This window comes from Arthrobacter sp. 131MFCol6.1, from assembly GCF_000374925.1.
In the GTDB taxonomy this organism is placed as follows: domain Bacteria; phylum Actinomycetota; class Actinomycetes; order Actinomycetales; family Micrococcaceae; genus Arthrobacter.
Window position 1 is genome coordinate 487,003 of record NZ_KB895541.1, and the last position, 10,994, is coordinate 497,996.

At 69.0% G+C, this 10,994-nt stretch carries 11 protein-coding genes; 6 read left to right on the forward strand and 5 right to left on the reverse strand.

The window, feature by feature from the left end:
• Positions 1-387 precede the first annotated feature (387 nt).
• Both C566_RS0102340 and C566_RS20570 read right to left on the reverse strand, forming a co-directional pair.
• Positions 388-1,068: an FMN-binding negative transcriptional regulator gene (locus tag C566_RS0102340; RefSeq protein WP_018772719.1), complete on the reverse strand. Its 681-nt coding sequence runs from the start codon at positions 1,066-1,068 to the stop codon at positions 388-390.
• A gap of 61 nt (positions 1,069-1,129) precedes the next feature.
• Entirely contained in the window at positions 1,130-2,128 is a 999-nt protein-coding gene (locus tag C566_RS20570) for a DMT family transporter (protein WP_081627229.1), read from the reverse strand.
• On the opposite strand from C566_RS20570, the gene C566_RS0102350 reads away from it, so the two are divergent.
• Positions 2,127-3,542, forward strand: a complete 1,416-nt coding sequence (locus C566_RS0102350) for an aminotransferase-like domain-containing protein (RefSeq protein ID WP_026266297.1) — start codon at positions 2,127-2,129, stop codon at positions 3,540-3,542. The two genes, C566_RS20570 and C566_RS0102350, sit on opposite strands and share 2 nt — an antisense overlap.
• Positions 3,543-3,557: 15 nt before the next feature.
• On the opposite strand, the gene C566_RS0102355 is transcribed toward C566_RS0102350, so the two are convergent.
• The gene (locus C566_RS0102355) at positions 3,558-3,962 is read right to left on the reverse strand and encodes a type II toxin-antitoxin system VapC family toxin (protein WP_018772723.1); all 405 of its coding nucleotides are present in this window, start codon (positions 3,960-3,962) and stop codon (positions 3,558-3,560) included.
• A gap of 33 nt (positions 3,963-3,995) precedes the next feature.
• The gene (locus tag C566_RS0102360) at positions 3,996-4,334 is read right to left on the reverse strand and encodes a YnfA family protein (protein WP_026266298.1); all 339 of its coding nucleotides are present in this window, start codon (positions 4,332-4,334) and stop codon (positions 3,996-3,998) included.
• 223 nt (positions 4,335-4,557) lie between these two features.
• On the opposite strand from C566_RS0102360, the gene ribA reads away from it, so the two are divergent.
• From ribA to C566_RS20575, 5 genes are all read left to right on the forward strand, one after another.
• Positions 4,558-6,486: a GTP cyclohydrolase II RibA gene (ribA, locus tag C566_RS23300; protein WP_018772725.1), complete on the forward strand. Its 1,929-nt coding sequence runs from the start codon at positions 4,558-4,560 to the stop codon at positions 6,484-6,486.
• Between the two features lie 43 nt (positions 6,487-6,529).
• Positions 6,530-7,327, forward strand: a complete 798-nt coding sequence (locus tag C566_RS0102370; RefSeq protein ID WP_018772726.1) for a dioxygenase family protein — start codon at positions 6,530-6,532, stop codon at positions 7,325-7,327.
• A gap of 118 nt (positions 7,328-7,445) precedes the next feature.
• Positions 7,446-8,303 (forward strand): SDR family oxidoreductase, encoded by an 858-nt coding sequence (locus C566_RS0102375; protein ID WP_018772727.1) that lies wholly within the window; start codon positions 7,446-7,448, stop codon positions 8,301-8,303.
• Between the two features lie 100 nt (positions 8,304-8,403).
• A complete protein-coding gene (locus tag C566_RS0102380) occupies positions 8,404-8,910 on the forward strand; it encodes a universal stress protein (protein ID WP_018772728.1) in 507 nt (168 codons plus the stop codon).
• A gap of 272 nt (positions 8,911-9,182) precedes the next feature.
• Positions 9,183-10,316, forward strand: coding sequence for a hypothetical protein (locus C566_RS20575; protein ID WP_155846713.1), 1,134 nt, complete (start codon positions 9,183-9,185; stop codon positions 10,314-10,316).
• A 60-nt stretch (positions 10,317-10,376) separates the two neighbouring features.
• Here C566_RS20575 and C566_RS20580 read toward each other — a convergent pair.
• Positions 10,377-10,994 (reverse strand): NAD(P)/FAD-dependent oxidoreductase (locus C566_RS20580; protein ID WP_043465671.1); only part of this gene is annotated, 618 nt, incomplete at its 5' end.

Consider the following 10,994-nt stretch of genomic DNA (forward strand, 5'->3'; position numbering starts at 1 on the left):
GCGCTCCTCCCACCAGTAAGGACCCGGGGGCACAGAAGCACAAGGCTCCTGTGCTGGTATACCGCCCTAGTCCGCCGGGTGCCCCGGTGACGGCGACGACGGCATCCTGGTCGATGCTCAGCACCGGGCTTGCTGAACCTCGGCCAGGAGATGGCAAGGGATTCCGCTACGGAACCGGACGCGTGACGCGGAGAAGGTCCGGCGCTGCGGGTATACCCGTAGTGCCGGACCTTTTGCATGGCACCGGCCCGAATTCGTAGCGAAAACCTAGCGAAAACGGGCAACCGGGGCACTGAAGGTGTGTTCCGGTGGCGTCCAGCCGGAGCCAGGCTCAGATGCCGGGGTCAGCCAGCAGCCATCAAGTTATAGGCCCGGCCGGTGCCAGGATCATGAAGCAGGACCGGCCGCGGTGTTGTCGGAGTGCGTGCATCGCATCTGTTCCGCGGCCCGTGCCCGCGCGTTCTCGACGTCGTTGGCGCTTTCGAGGTCACCGCGGTCACGCAGCCCGGCCACCACACCGTCAACATCGGCGTCGGGCCGGTTCTGGCTGAGTTTGTGCTTCGCCTCGATCCGCGTGATGAGAAGCTCGACGCCGACGATCGCGCGCAGCTGGCCGGCAATGTAGCGCTCCGGGGCATCCTCGACGGTCCAGGGCCGTTCGGAGCCGGCCTCGTTGTGGTTGCTCAGCCGCCTCACATGGCTGGCGAGCCAGGCGGGATCGTCGTGGATGACCAGGGTGCCGTATACGTGGGCCGTGGAGTAGTTCCAGGTCGGCACCACGCGTCCGTGCTCTGCCTTGGACGCGTACCACCGCGGCGAGATGTAGGCGTCCGCGCCCTGGATGATGGCGAGCGATTCGCCGAGGGCGGGTTCAGACCATTGGGGGTTGTTGCGGGCCAGGTGCCCGTGCAGCGCGCCGTGTTCACCGGCGGCGGGCTCGAAGACGAAGGGCAGCAGCGTGGCAAGCATGCCGTTCGCGGTGGCGGTGACCAGGTTGGCCGCGGACGGCCGTGTGAGCAGATGGCGGACAGAATCGGGGGTGGCGGCGAAATGTGCGGGGATGTACACGGAACTTCCATTCGGATCGTGGATTGGTCTTGGGGCTGGGCGCCTTCGGGGGCGGGGCAGGTCAGCCGGGTTGTTTCACTTTCTCGGTGTCGTCCTTCGCGTTGTCCTTCACTTCCGCTATGTTTCCCGCCGTCGTCCTCGCCGCACTTGGCCGGTACCGGACGGCCAGTCCGGCGCAGAGAATAACCGCGGTGCCGCCGATGATGGTCGCCCAGGTCAAGTCTTCGCCCAGTATGAGGGCGGCCCAGCCGATGCTCAAGACTGGCTGGACGAGCTGGATCTGGCTGACCTGCGCCATGGGACCGATGGCCAGGCCGCGGTACCAGGCGAAGAAGCCGAAAAACATGCTCACCACGCCCAGGTACGCGAAGGCCGCCCACTGCGCGGGAGTAGCGGAAGGAGGCTGGCTGGCCACGGAGAACGCCGCTATGGCCACCATGAGCGGAGAGGCGAGAACGAGGGCCCAGGAGACGGTCTGCCACGAGCCGAGTTCGCGGGCCAGCAGGCCGCCCTCGGCGTAGCCGATCGCAGCGGACACGACGGCGCCGAACAGCAGCAGGTCGGCCAGCTGCAGGTCTCCGGTGCCGCCGGACTGCGCGGCGGCGAAACCGAATGCAGCAACCGCGCCGGCGCCGGTGATTATCCAGAAAGTCTTGGGCGGCCGTTCGTGGCCGCGGATCACCGCCATTGTTGCGGTCGCCGCGGGGAGCAGAGCAATAACAACCGCGCCGTGGCTGGCGGGAACGGAGGTGAGGGCGAAAGAGGTCAGCAGCGGGAATCCGACCACCACTCCGCCGGCGACCACTGCAACGCGCGCCCACTGGACGCCCCGGGGCAGGCGCTGCCGGGTCAAAGCGAGGGCGAACGCGGCGAGAACGGTCGCCACAACAGCCCGGCCCGATCCAATGAACAAAGGAGACAACCCCGCAACCGCCACCCGGGTGAACGGCAGCGTGAAGGAAAAGGCGGCGACGCCGACCAATCCCCACCACAGTCCGGTGGCCGGCCGGGACGATAACGGGTGATCAATTTGCAGAGTAGCGCTACTATTGTATCTCATGTCCTACGATAGCACTTCACTCATGGCGGCGAAGCTCCGGGAATGGATTGCCGCCGCCGCGCCGGGCGCCCGGCTGCCTTCCACCCGGTCCCTGGTCGCCGAGTACCAGGCCAGTCCCGTGACCGTGCAAAAGGTCCTGCGGACCCTCTCCGCGCAAGGGCTGATCGAGAGCCGCCCCGGCGTCGGGACGTTCGTACGGGCCGTTCGGACAGCCCGGCCGGCGGACTACGGCTGGCAGACGGCGGCGCTGGGATCGCCTCGGGCGCCCCTCCGCCCCGTCTCCACTGCAATGCGCAGCGCCCCGAACGACGTCATCGCCTTCCATTCAGGCTATCCGGACCGGGAACTGCTGCCCGAGCGGCTGGTGAGGGCGGCCCTGGCCCGGGCTGCCCGGGGTGAGGCTGCCCTGTCACGTCCGCCTGCCGCGGGCCTGCCCGACCTGCAGTCCTGGTTCGCGCACGAGCTCCGGGCTTCCACGCCGGCCGGCGTCACCCCGCCAACGCCGCGCGACGTGATCGTGCTCCCGGGGAGCCAGGGCGGGCTCAGTTCCGTGTTCCGGGCGCTGGTCGGCAGCGGGCAGCCGCTGCTGGTGGAATCCCCGACCTACTGGGGGGCGATCCAGGCCGCGGCGCAGTCCGGGGTCCGGGTTGTTCCGGTACCCAGCGGTCCCGAAGGCCCGGACCCCGAGGACCTGGCCCGCGCCTTTGACGAGACGGGCGCGCGGCTGTTCTACGCGCAGCCGAACTATGCGAATCCCACCGGCGCGCAATGGCCCGCCCGCCGGCGCGAGCAGGTGCTCGACGTGGTGCGCGAATACGGTGCGTTCCTGGTGGAGGATGACTGGGCCCATGATTTCGGCATCACCACCGAGTCCGTGCCCGTTGCCAGCCTCGACGATTCCGGCCATGTCGTCTATCTCCGCTCGCTGACCAAGAGCGTGTCCCCGGCCATCCGCATTGCCGCGGTGATCGCCCGCGGCCCGGCACGTGATCGCATCCTGGCCGACCGGGGCGCCGAGTCCATGTATGTCAGCGGCGTGCTCCAGGCGGCCGCCCTCGACGTCGTGACGCAGCCGGGATGGCAGACGCACCTGCGCGGACTGCGGCTGCAACTCCAGTCCCGCCGTGATCTCATGCTCAGCAGCCTGCGGGAACTTGCCCCGCTGGCCCACGTTGAGCACGTGCCCACGGGCGGGCTCAATCTCTGGGCCCGCCTTCCTGACGGAACCGACGTCGACCAGTTCGTCGGGGACTGCGAGGCCGCGGGGGTCATCATCGCGGCCGGTACCGAGTGGTTCCCGGCCGAACCCGCCGGACCGTTCATTCGACTGAACTTCGCCGGACCCAATCCGGGTGCTTTCCGGGAAGGCGCGCGGATCCTCGGCCAGGTGCTCGAACGCACCGCCGGGCAGTAGGCGGCCGCTGCTGCCCTAAGCCGGGGCGAGCAGCGCCTGGGGTGCAGCGAGCGTCACGAGGCCCTCCACGGCCCGGGCAAGCCCGGCGTCGAGCGTTACAAGGGCGTCTGCCTGAAGCCGGGCCAGGGCCACGTATTCGGCGTCGAAGGTGTCATCCCAGCCAAGTTGCTCGGCGAGGCTCCACGCGTGGCGTTGCAGGACGCGGTCGCCGAGGAGCCGGATGCGAAGGCCCCGGACGTAGTCGAGCTGACGACCGGCATCGGCCTGCGTCACGTCGCCGCGCCGGACTGACTGGTACAGGAGCGCAAGCACCTGCGAGCGAAGGAGCGTCGGCGCCACCAGCTGGTGCTCATCTGCAACCGCCGCCCCGTCCCGGGCGAGAAGAAGGGCCACGTCCGGGCCAATCACGAATCGGGTCATGGTTTCTGGATCCTTTCCTTGGTGCAGCAGCGGTCATCCGGCCTCGCGGGGCGCGAACATGATGACGGCGACCCCGAGCAGGCAGATCACCGAACCCAGGACGTCCCACCGGTCAGGCCGGAAGCCGTCGAAGATCATGCCCCAGGCGAGGGAGCCGGCCACGAAAACGCCGCCGTACGCGGCGAGAATACGCCCGAAATGAGCGTCCGGCTGCAGCGTCGCGGCGAAACCGTAGATGCCCAGCGCCACGACCCCCAGCCCGGCCCACCACCAGGCCCGGCCCTCGCGGACGGACTGCCAGACGAGCCACGCCCCACCGATTTCAGCAACGGCGGCGAGGACGAACAACAGGATAGTTTTCGGGATAGTCACGCCCTCATGATGGCACCGCCCCGCGGCCTCTCCACGCGGGTGGGCGCCGACTCGCCTGCCCGGCCGTCATGCGGGGTCATCGCTTGCATGCCAGCCGCCCGGCCGATAACTTTAAGCTTCAAGTAAACGTGGCCGGCAAGGCCGCGTGACTCGTTGCCGCCTTGCCGGGGGATTCCGCGCCGGCCAACGCCTGCACTTGTTGCCCAATACCTGAGGACCCGAGATGACCCTTGCACCAGAATCCACTGCAACTACCAAGGCCGCGGCACCTTCGGCTGCGGTGCGCAGCCGCGTCTTAGTGCCGCTGCGTTTCCCGGACGGATTCGAGGCCGTGGCCGAGGTGCTGACCTTCAGCGGGCTCGCCGACGGGAAGGAACACCTGCTGCTGGCCCTCGGCGAGTGGGAGCAGGCGCTGCACGGTGCGGCGCATGGCGGCGCCGGGCCCCTGGTGCGGCTGCACAGCGAGTGCCTCACCGGCGACGTATTCGGGAGCCAACGCTGCGACTGTGGCCCGCAGCTGCGGGAGGCTTTGGAGCGGATTGCCGCCGAGGGAGGCTTCCTGCTCTACCTCCGCCAGGAGGGCCGCGGCATCGGCCTATATTCGAAGCTTGACGCCTACGCCCTGCAGGATGACGGCCTGGACACCTACGCGGCGAATCTGGCCTTGGGCCACGGCGAGGATGAGCGGGACTACACGGCGGCGGCCCAGATGCTGGAGGCAATGGGTGCCGGCACGCTGCGACTGCTCAGCAACAACCCGGACAAGGCGGCCCAGCTGACCGGCCTCGGCCTCGAGATCTCCGGGCAGATCGCCACCGGCGTCCATGCGTCGGCGGCCAACCTCCGGTACCTGGCCGCAAAACGCGACCATACCGGCCATACGCTCGTGCTCCCGTCCGACGCCGGATCCGTCGCCGGCGCGCCGGGAGCCGCCGCCGGCGCCACCGCCGGCGCCACCGGCGGCGCGAGCGCGGGCGCGCCCGGCGCCACGGCCGTCCCGACCCATGACGACATGCTCACCCGGGCCCAGGAGCTCGTGGCCGGCCTGCGCGAGCGGGCCGCGGAAACCGAGGAGCTCCGGCGCATTCCGGACGCCACCATGGCGGAGCTGCACGCGGCCGAAGTCTTCCACATGCTCTCCCCGAAAGGAGTCGGCGGATTCGGCATGGGGCTGGAAACCTACGTGGAAGTGGTGCGCCGGCTCGCCCGGGGGTGCGCCTCCACGGCGTGGAGCGCCGGTCATCTGATCGAACATGTCTGGATGCTCGCGCGGTGGCCCCAGGAGGCACAGGACGAGGTCTTCGCGAACGGGCCGGCTCCCTTGGCGGCCGCCACCGGGGCCCCGCCGGGACTGGCCAGGAAAGTGCCGGGAGGCTACTCCATCTCGGGCCGATGGACCTTTGCCTCCGGGGTCATGCATGCCCAATGGGCCTTGCTAGCTGCGCAGCACGGCGACGTGCGCCTGCAGTGCCTGGTGCCGCTGGCCGACGTCGAGCTCCTCGACGTGTGGCAGACGGCCGGCCTGCGGGGCACCGGGAGCAATGACATTCAGGCGGCGGACCTGTTCGTCCCGGAGCATCGAACGCTGGACTGGGAACTCCTGGGCGCGGAAGACAATCCGGGGAGCCTGCTCCATGCGGATCCGCTGATCCACACCCCCATGGGTGCGCTGCTGAACATGGTGGCTCCTGCCGCCGCCCTGGGGTCTGCCGAATACGCGCTCGACCTGTTCCGCGAGCTGATCATGGTCCGGAAGGTCAAGCACACCGTGGAGAACCGCCAGGCGGACTCGCCGCTCGCGCAAGTCCGGTATGCCCACGCCTTCGGGCTGGTCGCCACCGCGCGGCTGCATTGGCAGGAAGCGGTCCGGGTGGTCTCCGCCGCCCATGCGCGCGGGCCTTCGACCATGACAGAGCCGGACCGCGGGCAGTACCGGCTGTCCCTCGCCCTGAGTGGCGAGGCGTCGGCCGAGGCCGTTCGCCTGATCTTGCTGGGATCCGGCGGGAGTGTCCACCGGCTGTCGCATCCGCTGCAGCGGATCCAGCGCGACGTCAATGTCCTGATGAACCATGCGGCGCTGACGAGGGATCCGGTTCTCGAGCAAGCCGGCCGGGGCCTTCTGGGGCTCGGGTTCACCGTGCCCTCGTTCTGACAAGAAACTTGAAGCTTCAATCAAAAGGAACTATGATGGTGCCATGACTCAGACCACTGACCGCCCCCCGGTTCTCTTCCTCAGCCATGGCGCGCCGCCGCTGGCCGACGACTCGACGTGGACCCGCGAACTCCACGACTGGTCCGGCACCTTCGGCAAGCCCCGGGACATCCTCATGGTCTCCGCCCACTGGGAGAACGCCCCCGTGACACTCAGTGCCACCGGGCGGGATCCCGGCCTGGTCTACGACTTCGGCGGCTTCCCGCAGAAGTACTACGAGGTGGCCTACGACGCCCCGCAGGCACCAGAGCTGGCTGCCGAAGTGGAGAAGCTCGTCGCCGGCCACGGACACCACGTGGAGCGCGATGAAAGCCGCGGGCTGGATCATGGCGCCTACGTTCCGCTCAAGGAGATGTACCCCGACGCCGACGTGCCGGTCGTGCAGATGTCCATGCCGACGCTTGATCCGCAGGGATTGTTTGACCTCGGCATGTCGCTGGGACCCCTGCGCGACCGGGGCACGCTGATCGTCGGGTCAGGATTCACCACCCACAACCTGCGCTGGTTCAATCCCGCCGGGGGGCCGGACACCGCCCCGCCCGCAGCCTCCAGCGAATTCGACCACTGGGCCGAGGAAGCCATGGCCCGCGGCGACGTCGACTCCATCCTCGACTTCCTGAACAAGGCACCCGCCGCCCGCGAGGCTCACCCCCGCAGTGAGCACTGGGCGCCGCTCTACGTTGCCCTCGGGGCGGCATACGGCGCGGGAGACATCCAGGCCAAGACGGCGATCGACGGCTTCTGGTTCGGGCTGTCCAAGCGCTCGTGGACCCTGACGTAGCGGTCGCACAACGTAACACGGGGAATGAACCGGACCGGGGTCCGGTTATGCCCGCCAGCGCCGGATCGCCGGCGGACCAAAACGTGACGTGGACTTGACCACTGATGAGGAGCGCAACATGACCATTGCAGTAACGGGTGCCACAGGACAGCTGGGCCGGCTGGTCCTCGATGAGCTGCTCACCAGCCAGGAACCGGATTCGCTCGTGGCCATCGTGCGCGACGCCGCGAAAGCCGGGGAACTGGCTGCCCGTGGCGTCCAGGTGCGCGTCGCGGACTATTCCGATCCCGCAGCGCTTGAGGTTGCCCTGAGGGGCATCGACAAGCTCCTGCTGGTCTCCGGCAGCGAAGTGGGCTCCCGGGTGGCGCAGCACGGCAACGTCATCGACGCGGCCAAGGCCGCCGGCGTCGGGTTCATCGCCTACACATCCGTCCTGGCCGCGGACACCACCGAGCTGATCCTGGCGCCCGAGCACAAGGCAACGGAGGAGCTCATCCGGGCGTCGGGACTCGACAACACCATCCTGCGCAACGGCTGGTACACCGAAAACTACGCCCAGACCGTGGAAACAGCCAAGCAGACGGGCGCCGTCGTGGCCGCTGCCGGTGACGGCCGGGTGGCCAGTGCCACGCGGGCCGACTACGCGGCCGCGGCCGCGGCGGTGCTCAGCTCCGCCGGGCACGAGGGCCGCACGTACGAACTTTCCGGCGACTACGCCTGGGACTTCAAGGAACTGGCGACGGCGATCACCCGGATCGTGGGCAGGGAAGTTGTCTACCAGCCCGTCTCGGCACCGGAACTGGTTAAGGTCCTGACCGCTGCCGGCCTCGACGAGGGCACCGCGGGATTCCTCGCCGCCCTGGACACGGACACCGAGGCGGGCCTGCTGGCCACCGTCACGGGCGAGCTGTCCCGGCTGATCGGACGGCCGACGACGCCGCTGTTGCAGGCTCTGACGTCCGCCGCCGCGAGCTAATACGCACTAGGCCGGGAGTAGGCATAATGAAGGCGTGGATTCCCTCTGCACCCTCAGGGACTAGACGCCCGGCACGTGCGGGCCTCGACTGACAGGACCCATGGAAACTCCCGGTAATTTTGAGCAGGGCGGGGCCGGCCAGTGGCCGGACGGCCCGCTGGTTCTCGGCGTTCCGTGGGAATTCGAAGAGCAGCTGGTACGCACCGCCGCCGGGCTGGCCGCAATCTTGGGGGCGCACTTGATTTGCGCTTTCGTGGACCCGGCGAGCTATCTCACGGAGTGGGAGCCCGCCGGAGTCCTGGATGCCACCTCACTGGATCCTGCCCCGAATGTCGAAGCCGAATACCCAAGCTCGCAGGTGCTCAGCGGCCTCGAGTGCATCCTCGGCCCTCCCGGCGGGGCCTGGTCTTTCCGGGTGCTGAACGGGGACGTGGCCCATGCCCTGGGCCGTCTGGCGCAAAGCGCGGACGCGGCTGCGCTGATAGTCGGCGGGCAGCGGCCGGGGCGGATTGCCCGGATGGGCCGGCTCCTGGAGGGGTCGGTCGGCGTGTCCCTGACCCGCCTGCAGGCCAGGCCCGTGCTGATCGTTCCGCATACGGGCCGGTGACCCGCCCGGGCCGTGCGGCGGTCCGGCGAAGTCGGTCCCGCACGGCCCGCGGCGCGGGTTCATTGGGCGCGGGTTCATCGGGCGCGGGTTCATCCGTTCTGGGTGACGGCCCCGCACCGCCGCGGCCCTAGCGTTGGAGTACCGCCGGTGTGCGAGCGCCCGGGATGCGCAGATTCCGGAAGCGGATGTGGCCCGAGCCCATTGCTGCAGCAGAAGGAACTGCCGCTGACGGCGGAAGTGCACGAGCCGTCAACGCCAGCGAATCGAAGTGAGTGATGGTAGACCCGAACAAGCCAGCAGCCGTCACGTCAGAGTCGCGGGCGCTCTTCATTGGCAGCGCCGCCTTTCTCGTCCTGGGCGGGCTCGCACTTCTGCTGACCGGGCGGGAACCGGTCCCGTTGTCCGGACGGGGTTCGGTCGGTGACATTGCGGCGATCGGCACGGCAGTGGTGGGCGCCGGGGCGGTGGTGGCCGGTTGCCTGCAACGTCGTCCGGCTGTCACACCGGAGGCCCGCGGCGGAGGCCGGATCCGCACGTCCATCGACATCGCCGCACTCGCGCTGGCCCACGCCTGCATTTTCCTGCTCGGCTGGCTGGCGCTCTTTTCGCTGTTCCAGCAGGCGTTCATCGGTGCAGTCGTCTATCCCTTCGCGGCCGCAGTCCTTGTCGGCACCACGGGAGCCATCAGCGCCTACATCGCCTACCTGTCTGCGCTCAGCATGACCGCCTACCGGCTCGCCGCCCTCCTCGCCGGCTTCCTGGTCACCGGCCTGCTCACGAGCATGCTCACTGCAGAGAATCCGCTGTGGTGGCAGGAGAACCTCAGCGCCCTCGGCATGAGCTCCGATGTCTCTGGGGTGGCGTTCAACTTCACCCTGATCGTCGCCGGCGTCGTCATCTCCACGCTGGCGGGATATGCGACGGCGACCCTCGCGGCGACTGCGAAGTCCCTGGCCGCGCTGCATCGGGTGCGGTTGCTCGAGGGCGGGATCGCCCTCATCGGCGTATTCCTCGCCTGCGTGGGATTGTTCCCCGTCGATGAGCGCTTCGGGCTCCACACCCTGGTCGCTTCCGGCATGGTGGTGATCTTCGCGTCCCTCATTGTCCGCATCCGCACGCTGGTTCCGTCCGTCTCGGCGACCTTCGCCGCGCTCGGGTGGCTCTTCCTGGCGGTCATCGTCGTCGCCGCGGTGCTGTGGTTCCCGGTGGGCTACTACAACCTGACCGCGGTGGAGCTCATCGCGGCGTCGCTGATCTTCGCCTGGCTCATCATCCTGATCCGCAACCTTGCAGCCGCCGATGCCGACCAGCTTGAGGCGAACCCGCCGGGCCGGCCGCTGCCACCGCCGGCTGAGCCTGCGGCCCGGCCAGTTTCCGCAACAGACAGCGCGGCGACCGAGCCGTAAGCGCCGCGGGACCGGGCGGTGCCTGGGAGTGCCGTCGGGAGGGACTGCTTCACGGGTGGCCTAGGAGTGCGTGGGTTCTTCCACCAGCGCGGTGGCGATGCTGTCGGCGTCGTCGAGCGCGGACAGGAAGCGTTCGGCGTCCAGGGCCGCGGCGCAGCCGGTGCCGGCGGCGGTGATGGCCTGGCGGTAGCGGTGGTCCACGGCGTCGCCGCAGGCGAAGACCCCGGTCAGGTTGGTGACCGTGGTGGGGGAGTCGACCTGGATGTAGCCGTCGGCATCGAGGTCCACCTGCCCGGCCACGAGGTCGGTCCGGGGCACGTGCCCGATCGCGACGAAGATGCCCGTGGCGGTCTGCTGCCGGGTTTCGCCGGTGCGGGTGTCGGTCAGGGTGACGCCGGTGACCTTGCCGTTGCCGTGGATCGCGGTGACGGCGGAGTTCCAGGCGAACCTGATCTTGGGGTTGTCCTTGGCCCGCTGGGCCATGATCCGGGAGGCCCGCAGTTCGCCCTTGCGGACCACCACCGTCACGGATTTGCCGAAGCGGGTCAGGAACGTCGCCTCCTCCATGGCGGAGTCTCCGCCGCCGACCACGATGATGTCCTGATCCCGGAAGAAGAAGCCGTCGCAGGTGGCACACCAGGAGACACCGTGGCCGCTGAACTTCTTCTCCTCCGGAAG